The sequence below is a fragment of the Streptomyces sp. NPDC002845 genome (assembly GCF_053591955.1).
The window spans coordinates 1-19,246 of record NZ_JBSFUU010000029.1; the positions used below are offsets into that span (position 1 = coordinate 1).

A 19,246-nucleotide genomic window follows, 5' to 3' on the forward strand; every position below is an offset into this window, starting at 1 on the left:
CCGGGCAGAGCTGATCGACGGCTGCCTCACCGAGACCGGATTACTCATGGGCGCCGGATGATCTACCGGCCCGCCACTGCGAGTTCAACCTCAGCGCGCGGGAAAAGTGGGGATCAGGTCTTGGAGTGGTAGTACACCGCCTTGCGCGCCCTCTCCAGCGGTGAACCTCGCTTGGCATAGCCGCTCCACGTGGTGTGCTTGATGCGGGCCGTGTGCGTACCCTTGTAGACCTCCTTCAGCGGGTTGTGGTCACGGGTGGCGGGACGGTCGACACCAGTACCGTTGGGCAGATTCTTGTACTGGATCTTGTGCTGCGATTTTGCGCCAACACCGGAACCTGCGCCGACGACCCCATCGTCAAACGACGAAACCAGGGTCCAGTCGGTGCCCATCTTTGACCGGTAGAGCTTCTCCTCAAGGCTCTTGATGAAAGAGCTCCCCTTTTCCATCTGGCGGCACTGGCGGTACTTGTCGCAGCCCTCGGCCCAACTTGTTCCGTCGTGGGGGGTGCCAAGTGTCACGACATCCTCGATGTAGAGGTACTTCGGCCAGCCGTCCTTCCCGTCCTTCTTCGCGACGTGGCGGAGCATGGTGCGAACAATCAGGCCGCCCATGGAGTGGGCGACGATGTCGACCTTCTTTTTGTCCTTCGAGAACTTGTTGTGAATTCTCCACGCGAACCGCTTCGCAACTGTGTTGAGCGAGGTGTCGCGGTCGCCGCCGTAGTTGTAAGTGCAGTTCGAGTTGCCCTTGTAATACCCGTACGTGTACAGGTCCCCGTCCCAGTGCCTGTTCTTGAAATGGGTTTGGGCGTCCTTGAAGTACTTGGCGCAGTCGTGATCTCCGAATGGGGCGTAGCCGTGGATGAAGATGACGGTTGACTCGCTGTTGCTTCGCTTCGGGGCGCCGGCGGCGTTGGCCGGAGCGGACGCGGTCAACGTAATCGCCACGGCCACCAGGATGCTGATGAACAGCGTGGCCAATCTTCGGGCTCGTTGCATGAAAATCCCCCGTGTTCGAGTGTTGATTTCTGGTACCGCACCGTAGCCCGGCCCGATCACTGGGTGTGTCGGTCGTTCGCCCCGCAGGTGGTGCTCTGCTCGATCGCCGGTCAACTACCCTCGGCTCCATGTGGCTCGGGGGAGACGAGGGGAACGGGCGGGGAGCCGCTGAGCTGTTGGACGGCCCCAGGTCCAGCGAGCGACTTCTGGTGTCGACTCTCGAACGGTACGGAGTGTGGCTCAGGTCCACCGTGGTCTGCCTGTGCGGGGCGCTGGGCGTCGCCTCGGCGGACGGGGCGGAGATTCCCCTGGCGCTGTCGCTGCTGGGGCCCGCTCTCCTCGCCTGCGGTGTGCACCTCTACGCGCTGCGCCGCCCGCTCCCGTTTGCCCCGCTGTGGATGCTGGACGCGGCCGTGGTGGTGCTGACGGGGCTGTCTCAGCCGGTGCTCGGCGGCGACGGCGCGGATGTGATGGTGGAGGCGATCGTCAGCATCTGCGTCATCACCTTCCAGCACGAGTGGGCGACGCGCCCGGTGGCCGGGGCCGCCCTGGCCGCGTCGGGGACTGTCGCCTGTGCGCTGGGCGACATCCTCTCCTCGCCCGGGCACAGCCCGGAGTTGGCGGACCTGGTGCGCATAGTTGTCCTGGCGGGCCTGTCGAGGGCCGCCTACCTCATCGTCCGAGCACGGGCCAGGGCCGCCGACCGGTCGGCCGCCCTCAGGGCGGTGGCGCGCCGGGAGGCCGAGGTCGCCGCCGCACGGAGGGCGACCGAGCGCGAGTACCTGGCGACCCTGCACGATACGGCGAGCGCGACGCTGCTGATGGTCTCCCAGGGCGACGCCCGGGACTGGTCGTGGCTGCCTCAGCGTGCCAGACAGGATCTGGAGGCACTGTCCGCCGTGCCCGGATTCGAGACGGGGAGCGTCGACCTCGCGGTACTTCTCGGCTGCGTGCCCGGGGGCCCCGGGGGTGAGGGACAGGCCATGGTGCAGCTCAAGACGCGCGTCGACGGCCCGCTCGCCGTCCCGTCCGGCCCTGGGCTCGCGATATTCAACGGGGTCCGGGAGGCCGTCACCAACGTGGCACGTCATGCCGGGGTGCGGGAAGCGGAGCTCAGGGCGTGGGCGGAGGGGGACGGTGCCGTCGTCGTCGAACTGTCCGACGCGGGACGGGGCTTCGACCCGGAGTCCGTTCCGGCGAGGCGCCGGGGCATCTCCGGTTCCGTCATCGGCAGGATGCACGCGGTCGGAGGCTCCGCCACGGTCACCTCACATCCGGGCACCGGGACCCGCGTGCAGTGGCGCTGGCACGACCGGGCCCGGGCGCCACAGGCAGGGCACGAAGCGCAGGCGGCGGACATACCGCGCCCGACCCGCGCCCGGGCACACACGGCCGTCGTCCGCCTCATCCGCAGGCAGCTGCTGCACGGCGCCCAACTGGCCGCGCTGCTGATCAGTCTGCTGTCGCAGTTCACCCTTTCACTGCAGCGGGTCACGGCCTACCAGAGCGTGTACCAGCCCGCGTGGGCACAGACGGCGGCCTTCGTCTGCCTCGCCGTCGTCGCGGTGACCGGGGCTGCCTATCTCCTGCGTGGCAGGCAGATCCCGCCGAGGGTGCGGGCATGGAGCCTGGGCTCGGTGCTGACCGTTTCGGCGGTATGCGCGTTCACGCTCCCGCCGGAGCGGTTGGCCGGTGCGGAGGACTGGGCGTTCGGACTGGTCGGCTGGCATGCGCTGTTCCTGCTGGCCGACCTGCCGGTCAGGGTGTTCGCGACGTTCCTCGGGGCGCACATGGGGCTCAACGCGATCGCTGTGTTCCTGTCGGGGGCGCCAACCGCCGCGGAGTCGGCCGTCATAGGGATCGCCGCGATATCCAACTGCGGCTTGCAGCTCTCCGTCGGTGTACTCCTGACGCGCCTGCTCCACGGTACGGCGCCGGCCGCGGGGACCGAGGCCGCGCTGGAGGAGGAACTGCGTACCCGGGAACGCATCCACGAGGACATGCAGCGTGATCACAAGGAGCGCTACCGCGCGCTGACGGCGACGACAGTGCCGCTGCTCATGGGCCTTGGGCACGGTGTGCTGAGTCCGCACGACGAAGAGGTCAGGCTGCGGTGCGGGGTGGAGGCCGCCCGTATGCGCCGCCTGTTCGCGGAGAGCGACGCCGTCTCCGACCCGCTGCTGAACGAGTTGCGGGCATGTGTCGAGGTGGCCGAACACCAGGGTGTGACGGTGAGCCTGGCTGTACGAGGCCGGCCGCGTGAGGTGCCTGTGGAGGTACGCAGGGAACTGATCGACCCGGTGGCGGTGACTCTGGGCCACACCCGCTCGACCGCGCGGGTGACGGTCGTGTGGACCCCCCGCGCGGTACGCGTGAGCGTGGTCGGCGTGGACTGCGCCGACGACCGCACCATGGGAGAGGCTGCCCCGCCGCACGGCCCTGCCACGGACGCGAACGTGTCCGTGGCGAGAACTATGCGCGGCGGAAGTGTGTGGGTGGAGGCCGGCTGGAGCAAATCGGCGGCCTCGGAAGTTGACCGGACATGAGCAACAGCGCACCCGTCAGCGTGGTCATCATCGACGATCATCCCGCCATCCTCTCGGGCGTGGAGATGTGGTACGCCGCATCGCGGCGGCCCATCACCGTGGTCGCGTCCGGCTGCTCTGTACGGGAAGCCTGGACCGAGCCGGGCAGCACGGCCGATGTCGTCCTCCTGGATCTGCAGCTGGGCGAGGGCGGTCCCGCCTTCGGCAGCCTCCGAAGACTTGTCGACGCCGGGCGGCAGGTGGTCGTCTACTCGATGCGGGATGACGAGAAGACTGTGCTCAGCTGCCTGGACCTGGGAGCCGCGACCTTTCTGACCAAGAGCGAGGGCCAGGACCACTTGGTCGAGGCGACGCTGGCAGCAGCCGATGAGCGGCCCTACATGCCGCCCGCGCTGGCCGGCGCGCTGGGAACAAACGCCCGCGCCGACCGCCCCCAGCTCTCCGCGCGCGAGGAGAACGTGCTGATCGAGTGGTTCCAGTCGGAGTCGAAGGAGCTGGTCGCGCAGCGTCTCGGTATCTCCGTACGGACGGTCAACTCGTACCTGGACCGGGTGCGGATCAAGTACGCGAACGTCGGCCGCCCCGCGCGGACCAAGGCGAGCCTGGTGGCCCGCGCTGTCCAGGACGGGCTGGTCGACGTGGACGACCTCTGAGCGCGGGCAAGGACACACGGATGCCTCGCCTCTCGCAGTTCAATGAGCGGTGTGCATCGTGAACACCCGCCGACGACCAGCGTGAGTTATCCCGTCCCTCCCACCAGACTCGCGACCTGCAAACTTCACGATGCACAGTGCTCATGGAGTGACCCGGTCCGACGATGCCCGTCTTTTGGACGAAGGTGTGGACGCGGGCGACGCTGAGGGGCGCGAAGCCGGCGGTCTCCTGCGGCTTTCGGTCAGAACAAGCCGGGCTCGATGATTCCCTCGTCCTCTGCCGCGGAAGTCGTCGTCCACACTCAGCCCACCGGGACCGGCTGCACTGCGGCGCACACGCACAAGTACGGCACAGGCAAGCTCCCGATCGAGCTGGCCGACGGGCGCGCCTTCGCCCTCGACCTGGACGAGCTGCCCCACCCCGGAACCGGAGACCGGCGCTCGCTGATCGAACCGGTCATCGGCGCGATGCGGACTGCGGCTTGCTGCAAACCACCTCTCGCGCTGGTCCTTGGGTGGCTTGAGCAGAGAACCTCCTGTTGTTGATTTGCATTCTGAAAACTTTGGCGCCTTGTGCTGACATGTCGGCACGGGAGCCGGATCGAGGGGGATCGAGCCGGACGCAGGCGGATGAAAGCGGGGGTTCTGTCCCGGTTCTCCAGTGTTTTCGCAGGTCAAGAAGGTAACGATTTCGGGTTCGACTCCCCTGGGCTCCACGCGATAAGGCCCCTCTGACCTGCGGAAACGCAGTCGGAGGGGGTCCCTTTGCCCCGATTTTCCGTGCTGACGTATCGGCGCGGTTTGCTGGTGAGTGGCGCGGGAGGCCCGAAATTCCGGGCGTCGGCAGGGTTTGCTCTCCCCTGCGGGTCCCGACCGTGGCCCTCGGCCCGGACGGGGGCGACCGCGGGCCCTGGGACTCCCCCGATCCGTAGCCCGGGCGGCCGCGGGCGCCCCCTCTCCGATGGTGACCGCTTCCCGTACTCCTGACCTCCCCGCAGCCCGGTTGTTTCCCGGCCGGGTCGGCCGAAATACGGCCGAACGTGCCTCGCGGCCACCCCGCCGACGCCAGTATGTGGGGGGAGACGGGATCCCGGGAGGGGCGTGTGGCGGTGAGCGGGACGCAGCGGAGTGCCGGAGACGGAGCGGGGGCACGGCGGGAAGTCTGGGACCTCTTCGACAGGGCGGTCGCGCTCGGCCGGGAGTGGGCCGCCGTGGACGACGCAGCCGAAGGGAAGGACGGCTCCGCCGGGGTGCCGGACGGTGTCGTCACCGAGCGGATGCTCCGGGAGCTGGCGGAGGCCGAGCGGACGGCGGGGGAGGCCGAGCGCAGGGCGTTACGGATGGCGCGGGGCTCGCTGCTGGCGGTGCGGTATCTGGCGGGCAGGGGCACGGACCCGACCGGGGAGCGGGCCGAGGCACTCGAACTGCTCAGGGAGGCCCGTGCGGAGGTGCCCGTCACGGAACAGGGGACACGGTCCCGGGAAGCCGTGATCCGGCTGCTGATCCGGCTGCTCATGCCGAAGCTTCCGCAGCTGGAGGGGCAGGGGCGGCAGGACATCACCGAGATCATCAATGTCGGCGCCGCCTACCTGACGCCCGGCGGACCCTCGCTCGACGACTTCGCCGAAGTCGCGTCGCTCCTGGAGGAACTGGCGGAGACGGCCGATCCGGCGGACCGCCCGGACCTGGAACGCTGGGTCACGGTCATGCGGCTGCTCGGCAGCATGACGAACGACCGGAACGCGCTGCTCGAACTCGGCGCCCAGGCCGCTTCGCTGGGCACGATGCCACCCCAGCTCGCCTCGGTCATGAACGCGTCCATGGAACTGCTCAAGGCGATGCCCGACACCCCCGCCGATCCCTCCCGGGAGAGCCCGCACGTTCCCGATCCGCAGAGCCCGGAGGAGGTCGCACGGTTCGCGGACGAATGGCTGCCCGCGATGGAACTGATGGCGCCCGGCATCCTGCGGCCGGAGGAGTTCCGGCAGGCGGTCGAGGCACTGCCGCAGGACACCTGGCAGGAACAGGTGGCCGCAGGCCTGATGCGCATGGGCGCCGCCATGCGCGACGGCGACGCCGAACGGCTGGTCGAGGCGGGGGAGCCGCTGCTTGAGGCGTTCCGGAACCAGGAGGTCCCTCCCGGCCTGTTGTCCGTCCTGCAGGCCGGCCTGCTGTCCGGCGCCTCCATGAACGGCGGCAACCTTGAGGACGCGGCGGTCGCCCAGCGACTGCTCACCGAGAGGTTCGGCCGCGGGGACGTCGTACAGAACATGACGGCGGGGCCCGTCGGGAAGGAGCTGATGGACGCCGGCCGTGCCCTGCTGCTGCAGCAGCGCATCAGCGAGGCGGCCGACGACGACCTCGACGACATCGCCGAGGTCTTGCTGGACATGCGCCGGGAGCTGACCGACGACAACAGCGCGGCGTCCCTCGTCCTGCTCAACCTCAGCGTGCTGCAACTGCGCCGGGCCATGGCCATCGGGCGCGCGGGCCGGGCGGTGGGCCCGCCCCTGCGGCGGGCCCTGATGTACCTGCGGGAGGCGCAGGAGCATCCCGCCGCCCCGGTCGCCCTGCGCGGTGTCATGACCTCGTTCGAGACCATGACCAGCTCGCTGCAGCAGTACGTGGACCCCTCCTCCCACAGCGTCCTGGAGGAGGTCGAACGGGTCCGGGCCTCCCTCGGCGGCACCGTGGTCTTCGCCGACCAGGACATACGGGCCCGGCTCGGCATGGCCATCGCCCTCTCGGTCGAATACGAGCGCCACGGCAATCCGGCCGCCCTGGAAACCGCGCTGCGGGAAGTGGAAGCCGCCCGCGCCGCCATCAACGACCGCACCACGGGCGGGACCGCTCAGGAGGTGTACCGGCATCTGGCCGACCTGTACCGGACCCGCCGCGCCCCCGGCGACCAGGAACGGGCCCTGGAGGCGACCGAACGGCTGCTGGAGAAGGTCGCCGAGGACGTGCTGCTGCAGATCGGCGCCGAGCACGGGCTCGCGGTGGCCCGCGTGGCCGCCGACCGGGGCATCGCGGCGGCCGTGTGGGCGGCGGAGGCGGGCGACGCGGCCACCGCCCTGAGGGTCCTGGAGGCGGGCCGGGCGCTCGTGCTCCGGGCGGTCGCGGCCTCCGCGAGCATGCCGGAACAGCTGGAGGCTTACGGCGAACACGAACTCGCCGCCCAGTGGCGGGAGGCCGCGCGCACGGGCGACGGCGCCAGGACGCCCCGCACCCCCGCGGAAACCCCCGACGCCCTCATCCCCAGCACCCTGCGCCGTCGCGCTCTGGGAGCCCTGCGGGCCCGGGCGGCCGGAGTGCCGGGCGGACCGGAGTGGCAGGAGGTGGCCGACGTGGCTCAGCGGGTCGGGGTGGACGCCGTGGTGCACCTGCTCGCCGGGCCCGGGGACGGGCCGGGATGGGCGCTCGTGGTGCGCCCCGGCACAGCACCGCTTCCGCTGGAACTGACCGGGCTGGCCGGGCCGGAACGCGGCCCCTTGGAGCGATACCTCGATGCGGCCCGCGACCGTTCCCTGCTCACCGCGCCTGGCGTGCCGCTGGACACGCCGGGGCGCGCGGAGGCGGTCTCGGCCTGGGAGGCGGCCCTGGAGGAACTGTGCGACTGGGCCGGACCGGCCGTGATGGGGCCGGTCCTCGACGTCGTACGGCCCGGACGGCCCGCCCGGCCCGGGGACCCGGTGCGGCTCGTGCTGCTGCCCGCCGGGAACCTCGGATCCGTGCCCTGGCACGCAGCCCGGCTCGGTGCGGGCGCGGGGGAACGGCCCGTGTACGCCGTCGACCACGCCGTCGTCAGCCACGCGGCGTCCGAGGCCGAGTTCCTGCGGTCCGCCGCCCGCGCCCGGCTCCCCGTGGCCGCCGATCCCGTGCTCGTCGCCGATCCCCGGGCCACGCTGCCGTACGCGGAGCACGAGATCGACGGGCTGCGGGAGGCCTTTTACCGCAACGCCCGCTGCTACGGCTACTTCGTGCGCAACATGTGGGACGTCGACGGCACCCCCGACGAACTGCTGCCGCTGCTGCCTGGTGGGACGGCCGAGCGGCCCGCCACACTCGTGCAGCTCAGCGTGCACGGCTTCGCCGGAGGCCGGCCGACCGTCTCGGGGCTGCTGCTGTACTCGCCCCGCCGGGGCGAGGGCGACGGGGACGACCTGGGGGTACTCACGGTACGACGGCTGCTCGGGGCGCCCTCGGCGGACGGAGAAGACGGCGGGACCGCAGCCGGGCCGCTGGTGGTGCTCAGCGCCTGCGAGACCGACCTCAGCGCCCGTTACCACGACGAGGCGCTCACCCTCACCACCGCGTTCGTCGCCCGCGGGGCCGCGGACGTGATCGGCTCCAAGTGGGGACTGGACGACGCGAGTTCGGCCGTCCTGATGTACGTCGTCCACCACTTCCTCGCCGAGGGCGCGGATCCCGCGCAGGCGCTGCGCCGCACCCAGCTGTGGGCCCTCGACCCCGACCGTCCCCTCTTCCCCGGCCTCACCGGGCCGCTGGCCGCCCGGATCAAGGGCAAGGCGGCGCTGCCCGTGGCGGCCTGGGCGCCCTTCATCCACCAAGGCAATCCCGCACCGGTCCGACACGAAGGGAACACCGTTGGACAGCGATGAGCTGCTGGCCCTGCTCGTCCGCCACCGCGCGGAACTCAGGCAGTGGCTGGACGACGAGCAGTACCAGCACTTCCTGGCCATGCTGGAGCGGCTGCGGGAGGCCGGCACCGACGCCGAGCGGGCCGCCATGGCCGTGATGGCGGTCGTCCGCTCCCTGTGGCCCGTGCCCGACGAGGCCGGCGAGCTCGCCCGGTTGCTGCACGTCTACGGCCGCGGCGCCGCCGCGACGGCCGCCGTGCCGTCGCGGGACGCGGTGCTCCAGGTGCTGGAGGCGCTGTACGCGGCTCCGGCGGCGGAGGTGGAGGAGCGCGGGGGGCCACCGGTGGAACCGGAGGAACCGGAGGAACCGCCGGGCGCTGTGGGCGTCGATGCCACCGACCCCGTCGCCACCGACCCCGTCGCCGTCATCGCCGCCGCCCGCCGCCGGCTGCTCGCCGAACCCTCACGGGCGGCCGCTCCGGCCGGGAGCCCGTCCGCCGGGACGGGGCCCGCCGATGTCATCGTCCTGGCCGACCCGGAGGCGGGTCCCCGCAGCCCCGACTTCCAGTTCGACCCCGACACCGGACGCCCGCGCGACGTCGTCGTACGCATCAACCGCATCCTCCTCGCCGACCGCGACCCCTGGGGTGCCGCCGACTGGTGGCTGGGCGGCAACTCCTGGCTGGGCGGCAGGCCTGCCGCCCTGCTCGGGCGGGTGCCGGACGACCGACTGGCCGACGCCGCCCTGGCCCTCGTAGAGGAGGGCCGATGACCCGGCAGATCCCCCCGGCGGTCACCATGGCGCCCCGGGTCACCGTGCTCCCGGCCGGTACCCGGCTGTGGCGCTGCCACCGCAGCGAGTACCCGGCGACCGGCTTCAAAGAGGCCGCCGCGCACACCCTGTTCGGCGGCAGCCGCTTCGACTGCACGGCCGAGGACCCGTACCCGTACCTCTACGCCACCCGCGAGCCCACCACCGCGCTGGCCGAGGTGCTGCTGCGGTCCATGGACTTCGACCCGGTCCTGGGCAGCAGGCTTGTGCCGTGGGCGCAGGCCGCCCGGTACACGCTCGCGCAGATCGCCATCACGGCCGAGCTGACCCTCGTCTCACTGAGGGCCGAGGAGGACCTGGCGGCCGTGTGCCAGGACAGCTGGCTGCTCGACTCCGAACCCGACGACTACCCCCGTACCCGGTACTGGGCGCAGGAGCTCAGACGTCAGGCGACCGGGACGCAGGGGCTGGTGTGGCAGTCCCGGCGGCACCGGCCCCGGGAGGCGATCGTGCTGTTCGGGGACCGCTGCGGTGACAAGCCGTTCGAGAGCGCGCCCCTTGTCAGCCACGACCTCGGCACGCTCGACGGTGCCCACGCGGCGAACCGGCTGCTGGCCCCGCTGCGCGCCGCGATCGTGCCACCGACCGCCTGACGACGGGTCATGAGCCGGGCCCGACCAGGAGCACCTTGAAGGCACAGGTCTGGCCGAGCCTGACGACATCCCCGTCGTTCAGCGGGACCCGGGCGCCCCGGCCGATCCGCTCGCCGTTGACGTACGTGCCGTTCATCGTGCCGTCGGCGTGCTCCTCCAGCCACACCGCGCCGTCCAGGGCCATCTCGACGCTCGCGTGGCGGCGCGACACCCCCTTCCCGCGCTCGCCGGAGAGTGCGGCCGCCACGGCGGGCGCCCACACCGGATGACGGCCCAGCCGCAGCGGAGGGCCCGCCCCGTGCCGGAGGTCGATCGACGGCTCGGGGCTGATCAGCCGCACGTGCCGGGTCGGCTCCTGGCACTCCGGGCAGCCCGGCGAACCGGACGGCACGGGGGAGCCGCAGGACCAGCAGGGGCGGGACGAGGGAGGGGGCGGTTCGGTCCAGGGGGGTGGGGCCGGTTGCGTCGAGTCCCCGTCCGTCTCGTCGATCTCCTCCCCGAAGGAGTCGTCGTACGCGAGCCCCTTGTCCACATACCGGCGGGGCACGTTGTCGTCCGTCACCACGCCGGCGCCCTCTTCCGCATGCTCACCGCCCCGTCGGCCGACGCCTCGACCTCCAGGTCGACCCCGCCGTCCGGGAGGACCGTGACCCGCGAGACGGTGACTGCCGTGCCCTCGTCCAGCCTGCCGAGACCGAACACCTTGCGTGCCAGCGGGTTGATGAGGTGGGTCTCCAGTTTCATGCCGATGCCCCGTCCGCCGTTGCGCCGGTCCTCGGTGCACAGGTTGCTCAGGACCTTCTCGGCCTCGGGCAGCACCTTCAGCCGGAGGCCGCTCTGCCGTTCCATGTGGTCGGCGATGTTGCGCAGTTGCCCTGTGAAGATGCGCTGGGCGGTGGGCTCGTCGATGTACTGGAAGACGACGATGTTGCCGCCGAGCCGGTTCAGCAGCTCCGGCCGCTTCAGGGTGTGCTCGATGTGGTGGCGTACGTTGCCCAGGATCTCCCGCTCGAACTCCGCGCGCTCCTCCGGAGACTCGGGCAGGCGGTCCCGGCCGGCCGGCGACGTCAGAGGCCGTCCGTCCGCCCCCGAAGGGCCGTGGACGCCCAGGTTGGAGGTGAAGATGAGGACGCACTCGCTGAAGTACGTCGTCACGCCCTGGCCGTCCGTCAGCCGACCGTCCTCCAGGACCTGGAGGAACTTGTCGAGGACGCCCTTGTCGGCCTTGTCGATCTCGTCGAAGAGCACCACCCGGAACGGGTCCTCGCGCACCGCGCGGGTCAGCTCGCCGCCGGCCTCGTAGCCGACGTATCCGGGCGGGGCGCCCACCAGGCGGTCTGCGGAATGGGGGGCCGAGAACTCGCTCATGTCGAAGCGCAGACAGGCGTCCTCCGAGCCGAACAGGGTGGTGGCCACCGCCTTCGCCAGCTCCGTCTTGCCGGTGCCGGTCGGCCCCGCGAAGAACAGCACCCCCCGGAGCCGGTGCACGGACGCCGAGGCCGCCTGGGCGCCGGACAGGCCGAGCGCGGCCCGCTTCAGGACGTCCAGGGTCTGTGTCACCGCCTTCTCCTGGCCCAGCACCCGCCCGCTGATGTAGGCCTCGCCGTCCCGGATGCTGTCGGCCACCGCACCTCCGGTCCACGGGTTGCGGCTGACGCCCAGCTCGTAGACCCGTACGGCCTGTTCCATCCGATCGAACGTGATCTTCGAGGCGCGGGCCAGCCGCATGCTCTCCCGCATGGCACGCAGGGTGAGCCCGCTGGCCGCCCGGGCGAACCGCTCGACCTCCTCGTCCGTCGGGTCCTCCCGGACGTCCCGGTTCACCAGCGGTCCCACGTCCAGCTTGGTGGCGGTGCCGGGCACGCCGGCCTGCTGGGCGAGGAGCGCTGCCATCCGGCGGCGCTGGCCGAGGTCCGGCGTCGGCACGCCGATGCTGCGCACCCGTACGCCGCTCGTCACCAGCCAGGCGGGCAGGTCCCGTTCGCCGTCCGCGAGCCAGATGACCGGGTTGAACAGGGCGCGGCCCGATTTCGGGCGGACGAAGGGCGGCGCCTCTTCGGCGATCTTCAGACAGCGCAGGAAGAACGTCCGTTCCTCGTCGCTGAGCTGGTTGACCTGAGTGGGGATCCGCGAGGCGTAGTCAACGACCAAGGCGGCATGCAGCGGCTGCTGGTAGTCCTCGTAGCGCGGGTTGTCCTGCGACGGGCCGGGCTGCTCGCCGACCCAGCCGCGCGAGAACGACTCCAGGACGCGGGCCACCTCGTCGGTGCCCGAGTCGTCCGAACGGCCCGGCACCCGGTGAGTGTTGCGTCGCAGCAGCGTCTCCATGTCCACCGAGTCGGTGCTGCGGACGACCCGGAAGCCGGCCACCGCGTCGTAGCGCAGCAGGCTCTTGTAGCCGGCCCGCTGCAGCGGCTCCCACAGCAGGTCCTCCAGGGACACGGCCCGGAAGACCCTGCTGCCGTCACTCAGCTCGTCGGCGACCACGTAGTCGTCGCGGATGTTGCCGTGCAGCACGTACTGGGAGTGGACGCTGAGGGTGTGGACCAGCTCGGCCGCGAAGGGCGGCTGGACGGTCCGGGTCACGCGCAGCGACTCGAAGGGGGAGCTGGTCAAGGGTCCTCCACAGATGCGGGAAGGTGCGTCGCCGGGCCGGTCAGCGGCCGTCGTGGTGGCGGTGCTTGAGCCGCTGCCGGGGACGGCGGCGGTTGGTGCGGCCGGTTCCGTCGGCCCTGCCGGTGTCGGTGATGCTGCCGGTCCCGTCGGCCCGGACGTTCCGGAAGGACTCCGTGAGGCCCGGTGCGGGTTCGCCGGTGAGGACCCGGCTCTCCGTCCAGGTGAACTCCGCCCGGACGCCCTCCGCTTCGCTCAGCACGCCGAGGTCTTCGACGTATCCGGCACTCTCGGCACACCGTTCGGCGTCCAGGGCTTCCCAGCGGGCGACGGCCTTCGGGTCCGCGGCCTCCCGCGGGGTCAGCGACCGGCGCATGGTGAGGACGCGGGCGTGGCCGGTGGCGGTGAGGCGGACCCGCAGCCAGTAGTGGCCGCCCCAGGCCGCCGGCGCGAAGTCCCAGTGCTCGGCGTCGGCCCGGGCGTGCACCGACCCGTCCCCCCACTGCTCGGTCGCCCGGCGCAGTGCTGCCACCAGATACGCCCGGTGCAGGGCGGCGGAGCGGGCCGCGAGAGCCTGCTGGACGGTCCGCTGGTCTTCCTGCGACGACGGGACGCCGTCCCGCAGGACGCGCCGCAGCACGTCGAGGGCGGCGGGCGCCTCCGGCAGCGGGTCGAGCCCCTCGGGCGTGGGGATTTCGAGCGCCTGGAGGCGCAGCGCGGCGTCGCGGCGGGCCTGATCGGCGCGCAGGGCCCGTTCGGACTCCTTCCGCGCGATGAGCACGGCCTCGTCGAGGTAGCGCCGCACCGCCGTGGGCCGCCGCTTCACCGCCTGCCGGGCCTCCAGAAGACAGTCGTCGATGAGCTCCCGGCTCTCGGAGGTGAACGCGAGCGGCAGCCGGGCGAGCAGCTCGGCGCCCTCGTGCAGGACGTCCTCCTCCGTGAGCGCGGCGTCCGTCTCCGCGCGGGCAGTTGTCTCCGGCGCGGGCAACTCCCCACCCTGGGCGTACTCCTGCAGGGCCCGGAGGCGTCGCTCGCGCAGCCGGGCGTACCAGTCGGCGTGCTCCGGGTCCTCCGCGTGCTGGAAGGGCAGCCGTGCGGTCGCGCGGGCCGCGCGCTGGGCCTCCACCCGGCGCAGCGCCCGCTCGGTCTCGGCGAGCCGCTTCCACAGCAGGTCGAGTGGGATGCCGACGGGCTGTACCGGAGCGGGGAGCGGCGGGTCGCCCGGTCCGGCGGGGTCCAGCCCCAGCACCGTGATCCGGGCGTTGAGGCCGGCCGCGGCCTCCGCCGCGCGCCGCCAGCACTCGCTGCCGTCCTCCAGGGACATCTGCCGCCGGGTGAGGGCCTCCTGCTCCACGGCCACCTCGTTGTTGAACGCCGCGAGCGCCATGGTGCCGCGCAGCGCCAGCCGGGTGGCGAGCAGTGCTCCGCTGAGGTCGGCGAGCCCGATGAGCGCGGGCACGATCATGTCGTGCAGCTGGTCGGTGACGGCGTCCGCCGCGTGCCCCATGGCGTCGCCGACGTGCGAGGCCGCGTCCGGTGCGTGCCCGGCGACCTCGTCGGTCACGTGGCCGGAGGCCGCGTCGGTCACATGGGAGATGCTGCCGGTGTCCGGCATGGCCAGACTCGCCGCGTCGGGCTGGACCGCCGTCGACCCGTACCCGGACACCGAAACGTCCGGTATCACGGAGAACAGATCGGTGCCGGCGTACGCACTGCTCACGCCACTCCTCCAGTACGGGAACCAGTCGGGGAAAGGGAGGGGGACCCGGGAGGCCTGCGCGCTCCCGGAACGCCGCCGCGCGGATCGGCGGGCGGCGCCAGCGGGCTGCTGCCACCACGGGCCTCCGCCTGGTAGCGATGCCAGGCCCGCACCCGCAGGATCGCCGAGACCAGCAGCGCCAGTACGGTGGCCGTCGGCCAGATCCACACCGCGAGGAAGAACGTGCCCACGACGGTGCCCAGGAGGGCCCCCGCACCCAGCGCCGCCCAGAGCGGGCTCCGTCGGCCCCGCCGGGTGATACGGCTGGTCAGCGGCAGGGCCCGGCGGGTCATGTGGCCCATCACCGAGAACCGGGGGTGGTACCAGGGGCCGATGTACCAGGCGGTCCAGCACTCGACGGCGAGCAGGGCCGCGAGGGACGGCACGCTCAGCAGCCAGGCGACGAGCACGGTGGCCTGCGGCGCGAACGCGTACACGTCGGCCAGACCGACCAGGAAGGCATGCGGGAAGAACAGCAGCAGCGCGCCGCCGGCGGCCCGGCCCAGCACCACCGGCAGCTCCAGCCGGCGCCGTACCAGCCGGGTGTGTTCCGCGCGCACGCCCATGGCCACCAGATGCCGGCGTTCCTCCCGGGCCCGCCGGCTCTCCTGGGCCTGTGCCAGGGCCAGCGGCCGCAGCCGCAGGGTGAGCAGCAGCCGTACGGGGTCGTCGGCGTCCTCGGCCAGCCGGGTGAACCAGGGTACCCGCGCGGGCAGGGTACGCAGGGCTTCCCACAGGTCCGTGCGCAGCCGCCGAGTGACCGGGGCGGGATCGGCGGCGAGTTGCAGCAACTCGGCACTGAGGGCCGGGCCGGTCGCGGTCGCGGCGCGCAGTCCGTCCCGGTCGGCGGCCAGCTCGGGTATCTCCGACAGCCGGGCGGTGGCCGCCCTCCACTGGTCGTGGTGGTCGTGCCAGCGCCGGCCGACGTGGGCCAGCGCATCGCCGCCGCGCCGACGGGCCAGCACGGCCATCAGACGCCGACTGCGCAGCTCTTCCAACACGGACGCGCACTGCCGGTCGCCGTCCGCCGCGCGCCGGGCGAAGGTGAGCAGGTCGCCCATGCCCAGCGGGATGCCGCGGTAGGCCGGCTCCTGCTGGGGGGCCATCCAGCCGATCAGATCGATCAGCGTCGCCGGTTCCGGCTCGCCCCGCTTCCGCCGCAGCCGTTCCAGCAGCTGGTCGAGGGCCTCGGCGCGGCTGGTGTCCCCCTCGGGGCGGAACGCGGCGAGCCAGTCGCACAGCCGCTCCCGGTCCCTGCCGCGGGCCAGTCGGCGGGTCATGGCGGGCCAGTCGGCGTCGAACTCCTCGCCCAGGCGTGCCGGATCGGTGAACGTCCGCCCCGCGTGCTCGAAGGGGGGTTGTCCGGACGTGGTGGACGGATGCCCGCCCGTGCGCGGCCGGGGCCCCTCACGGACCACCTCGGGGGTGCCGCCCTTGAGCCACTGCCCGACCTTTTCCGCGTCCCAGCGGTTCTCGTGACGCCAGGTCAGCAGCCCTTCGCAGAGCAGGCGGACGCTCGGGTCGCGGATGCCGCCGAGGTCGATGTCGCCGCGCTGGACCGCGTCCATGACCGATGCGGCCTCGTGGTGCGGAACCGGATGCCGGCCGAGCGCCGCCTCGGCGACGACGATCCCGAGCGACCACCAGTCGTCCGCCGGCCGCACGATCGGCAGCCGGACCTGAGCCTGCGGCGACGCGTACCCCGGAGTGCCGGCCCAGCCGCCGACCGCCTGGCGCGGGAAGTCGGCGAGGGAGATGCCGAAGTCGATCAGGACCAGGCTCTCGGGCCGTGTGCAGTCGCCGAGGACGAGGTTGGACGGCTTCACGTCCCGGTGAACCACGCCTGCCTCGTGCAGCGCGGTCAGCGCCCCGTGCAGTCGGCGGACAACCCCCTGGATGTCCTCGGCGGGCAGTGGGCCCCGGCCGCGCAGGTAGGCGGCGAGGTCCGTACTGCCGTGCGAGGGCAGCACGTGATACGGCGCCCCGCGGTCCCTCCCCGCCTCCAGGACATACGACAGCCCGTCGTGCAGGGGCCGGGACAGCCGCCGGGTCACCTCGGGATCGGGGGCGGCGTCCGGGTGGAACCACTTCACGATCCGCTCGGCCCCGCCGTCCTCCTGGTCGTCCACGCGTAACACGGCCGCCCGCAGCTCGGCGGACCGCCCCTCCTCAGCAGCCCGGTGCACGGTCTGCTCCCCGCGCCGGGGCAGCCGCTCACGTGGCCGGAAACGGTCGGCCAGCGAAGGCGGCAGCCCGACCGGATCCCCACGAGGGTCGGGCGCGGGCATGCCACCGGCGGCATCCCCCGGTTCGAAGAACGTCGGCGGGACCAGGTCCTCGCCGTCGTCGCCACAAGGATCGACGGGAAAGGTCATGGAATTCACCTGCGCGAGGAAAGGACGCTGGAGACGGCCGGAGCGGACATGCGGAAGGGCGGAAGGACGTGTGGAAGGGCGCACGCCAGGACACCGGGAGGGGGGTGTGAAGGATTCTGTGGAAAGGTGTGCGAAAGCGTGTACCGGAAAAGGAATCCGGATGGACACGAGACAGTCTCCGCGGTGCCGTGCACGGAATTTCGGGATACGCGGACATGCGTTCCGGAGCGGGAAGGAACCCGCGCCGGAAGGTTATCGGCACCTTCGCACCGCGCACCGGGAAACGGGAAAATCCGCCCGCGGTACAGAACCCTCGCCGGGATCCGGCCTGTGCTTCTCGAAGGCCGGGCGGCCGCGGCACCGGCGCGGGTATGTTGACCGGCATGAACCCTGATGGTCTGCCCGATCGCGCCGACCTCGTACGGGAGCTTCGCCACCTGCGCCGCGGGGGCCTGCCCGCGCTCCAGGCGCTGGTGCCGGAGGCGCTGCGCGCGGTCACCCTGCACGCCGGTTACGCCGGTGGCGAGGACGACCTGGCCGACGGGGCGGAACGGCTGATACGCGCGGCGGCCGAGCGGCTCGGCACCGACGACCTGATAGGCCGCGCCGCCCAGTGCACCTTCGGACTGCTGCCCGGCCGCCGCGGCGACCCGGCGGCGGCCCGGCGCCAGACCGCCGCCCTGGTGTACGGGGTGACCAGCGAGCGGTTCCGGCACAGTCAGGAGAAGCAGGTTGTCGAGCAGCTTGCCGGAGCCGTGCTCGCCGAGGCCCGCGAGCCCGTCGGACGGGCGCCGCGCCCTGCCGTGCCGGACGCCCGGACAGAGCGGCCCGCCGTCGTGCCGCGCATCGGGCTGCCCGGCCGGGCCGGAAACAGGCCGGTCACGGTCCACATCTCGCCCATCGAACTGCTGCGGGACATCGACATCCTCGTCTCCTCCGAGAACGTCCACCTGGAGATGTCGAAGTCGTTCCGGCCCACCGTCTCCGGGGCGCTGCGCCGCTCGGCCGCCGTGGGCTGCGCCTCGGAGGGGCCGGTCGCCGATGTCCTCGCGGACGAGCTCGCCGCCTGGGTGCGGGCCCGGCCCGGCGTACTGCCGCTGCACCCGGGCACGGTCGTGCCCACCGGCGCGGGCGCCCTCGCCGAGCGCGGGGTGCGGCGTGTCTACCACGCGGTCGTGGCGGTCCCGGACGGGCTGGCCTACCGCGTCGATCCACAGCACATCGCGAACGCCGTCGCAGCCTGCTTCGCCCGGGCCCGCCAGGAGCGGGCCGACGGCCGGCCCGGCCTGCGCTCCATCTGCTTCCCCCTGCTGGGCGCCGGCCGAGGCGGCCTGGAGCGCAGGACCAGCGCGGAATGGCTGCGCTGGGCCATCGAGGACGCGCTCACCGCGGACCCCGACTGGTCCGTCCACGTGGTGACGCTCTACGCGGAGGCGGCTCGGCTGTTCAGGGCGGAAGTGCCGGAGAGCCGGGGACAGCGGGCGGAGCCGTAACAGGCCGTGCACCCTGGTTCTCGCAGTGGTCACGGGCGCCAACTCGGGTCCGTCAAGCGGATGCCGCTTGCCGCCAGGCCGTGCTCCAGCCGGCGCAGCTCCCCGCGCGCGGGTACGCCGTACATGTGCGTGGCCGTTCCGGTGCCGTCCGCTCTGAGGCTCACGCGTGGCCCCGGCGGATAGGAGCGCACGAGGTGCGGACCGTAGCGGCGGGTGCCGAGGGCGGTGCGCGGCACGAGCCGTTGGTTGGCTGAGCCGCGCCAGACCAGGTCCGTCGGTTCGGCGACCTTGAAGCGGCCCGTCACCACCGCGTCCGCGCCCGCCAGCGCCGCCCACACCTCGTCCGGTACCTCGTCGGGCTCGTGACCGGTGTAGACGAGAAGGTCCGCCTCCCGCCCCGCGCGTGCGCGCAGCAGGCCGGCCCCGCGCAGCAGCGCGGCCAGCGCGGCGGGCTGGGCGAGGGGTTCCCCGCCGCTGACCGTCAGCCCGTGCGCACCCCGCTCCAGCGCCGTCTCCCACAACTGCAGCAGCTCGGCCACTGTGGCCGACCGGCCGCCGGCCGGGTCCCAGGTGTGCCGGGACATGCAGCCCGGGCAGGCCAGCGCACAGCCCTGGAACCACAGGGCCAGCCGACGGCCGGGACCGAGCGTCTCGACGGGGAAGTACCCGTCGGCGATCCGCACCGGCCGCGCCGCGTCGGCTCCGGCCCCGCGCTCCTGTCCGGTCATGAATCCCCCAGTCATATGTCCCGGCCGTACGCCGCCCAGCCATGCACCGCCC

13 protein-coding genes are annotated in these 19,246 nt (G+C 72.4%); 7 read left to right on the plus strand and 6 right to left on the minus strand.

Annotated elements, in window-relative coordinates; translation table 11 throughout:
* Positions 1-113: 113 nt before the first annotated feature.
* Positions 114-983 carry an esterase/lipase family protein gene (locus tag ACWD3C_RS21890; RefSeq protein WP_451146312.1) on the minus strand — a complete coding sequence of 290 codons (870 nt, stop codon included), beginning with the start codon at positions 981-983 and terminating at the stop codon, positions 114-116.
* Between the two features lie 146 nt (positions 984-1,129).
* Between ACWD3C_RS21890 and ACWD3C_RS21895 the strand changes: the two genes are divergently transcribed.
* The 6 genes from ACWD3C_RS21895 (at position 1,130) to ACWD3C_RS21920 (ending at position 10,226) form a co-directional block, all read left to right on the plus strand.
* Complete coding sequence (locus tag ACWD3C_RS21895) at positions 1,130-3,547, plus strand: sensor histidine kinase (RefSeq protein ID WP_451146314.1); 2,418 nt, start codon at positions 1,130-1,132, stop codon at positions 3,545-3,547.
* Positions 3,544-4,200, plus strand: coding sequence for a response regulator (locus tag ACWD3C_RS21900; RefSeq protein WP_451146316.1), 657 nt, complete (start codon positions 3,544-3,546; stop codon positions 4,198-4,200). Before ACWD3C_RS21895 ends, ACWD3C_RS21900 begins: the two co-directional genes overlap by 4 nt.
* A gap of 261 nt (positions 4,201-4,461) precedes the next feature.
* Positions 4,462-4,746, plus strand: a complete 285-nt coding sequence (locus tag ACWD3C_RS21905) for a hypothetical protein (protein WP_451146318.1) — start codon at positions 4,462-4,464, stop codon at positions 4,744-4,746.
* A 563-nt stretch (positions 4,747-5,309) separates the two neighbouring features.
* Positions 5,310-8,822: a CHAT domain-containing protein gene (locus tag ACWD3C_RS21910; RefSeq protein WP_451146320.1), complete on the plus strand. Its 3,513-nt coding sequence runs from the start codon at positions 5,310-5,312 to the stop codon at positions 8,820-8,822.
* A complete protein-coding gene (locus tag ACWD3C_RS21915; protein ID WP_451146322.1) occupies positions 8,809-9,573 on the plus strand; it encodes a hypothetical protein in 765 nt (254 codons plus the stop codon). Before ACWD3C_RS21910 ends, ACWD3C_RS21915 begins: the two co-directional genes overlap by 14 nt.
* On the plus strand, positions 9,570-10,226 hold the full coding sequence (locus ACWD3C_RS21920; RefSeq protein ID WP_451146324.1) for an RES family NAD+ phosphorylase: 657 nt from the start codon (positions 9,570-9,572) through the stop codon (positions 10,224-10,226). Before ACWD3C_RS21915 ends, ACWD3C_RS21920 begins: the two co-directional genes overlap by 4 nt.
* 7 nt (positions 10,227-10,233) lie before the next feature.
* On the opposite strand, the gene ACWD3C_RS21925 is transcribed toward ACWD3C_RS21920, so the two are convergent.
* The 4 genes from ACWD3C_RS21925 to ACWD3C_RS21940 are packed head-to-tail and all read right to left on the minus strand — an operon-like array spanning position 10,234 to position 16,973.
* Positions 10,234-10,788 carry an FHA domain-containing protein gene (locus tag ACWD3C_RS21925; protein WP_451146326.1) on the minus strand — a complete coding sequence of 185 codons (555 nt, stop codon included), beginning with the start codon at positions 10,786-10,788 and terminating at the stop codon, positions 10,234-10,236.
* Positions 10,785-12,842, minus strand: coding sequence for an AAA family ATPase (locus ACWD3C_RS21930; RefSeq protein ID WP_451146328.1), 2,058 nt, complete (start codon positions 12,840-12,842; stop codon positions 10,785-10,787). The genes ACWD3C_RS21925 and ACWD3C_RS21930 overlap by 4 nt, the downstream gene beginning before the upstream one ends.
* A gap of 40 nt (positions 12,843-12,882) precedes the next feature.
* Complete coding sequence (locus tag ACWD3C_RS21935; RefSeq protein WP_451146330.1) at positions 12,883-14,559, minus strand: hypothetical protein; 1,677 nt, start codon at positions 14,557-14,559, stop codon at positions 12,883-12,885.
* Complete coding sequence (locus ACWD3C_RS21940; RefSeq protein WP_451146332.1) at positions 14,556-16,973, minus strand: serine/threonine-protein kinase; 2,418 nt, start codon at positions 16,971-16,973, stop codon at positions 14,556-14,558. Before ACWD3C_RS21940 ends, ACWD3C_RS21935 begins: the two co-directional genes overlap by 4 nt.
* 383 nt (positions 16,974-17,356) lie before the next feature.
* On the opposite strand from ACWD3C_RS21940, the gene ACWD3C_RS21945 reads away from it, so the two are divergent.
* Positions 17,357-18,466, plus strand: coding sequence for a macro domain-containing protein (locus tag ACWD3C_RS21945; RefSeq protein WP_451146334.1), 1,110 nt, complete (start codon positions 17,357-17,359; stop codon positions 18,464-18,466).
* A 29-nt stretch (positions 18,467-18,495) separates the two neighbouring features.
* Here ACWD3C_RS21945 and ACWD3C_RS21950 read toward each other — a convergent pair whose 3' ends face one another.
* Positions 18,496-19,194, minus strand: coding sequence for a 4Fe-4S single cluster domain-containing protein (locus tag ACWD3C_RS21950; RefSeq protein ID WP_451146336.1), 699 nt, complete (start codon positions 19,192-19,194; stop codon positions 18,496-18,498).
* Positions 19,195-19,246: the final 52 nt, after the last annotated feature.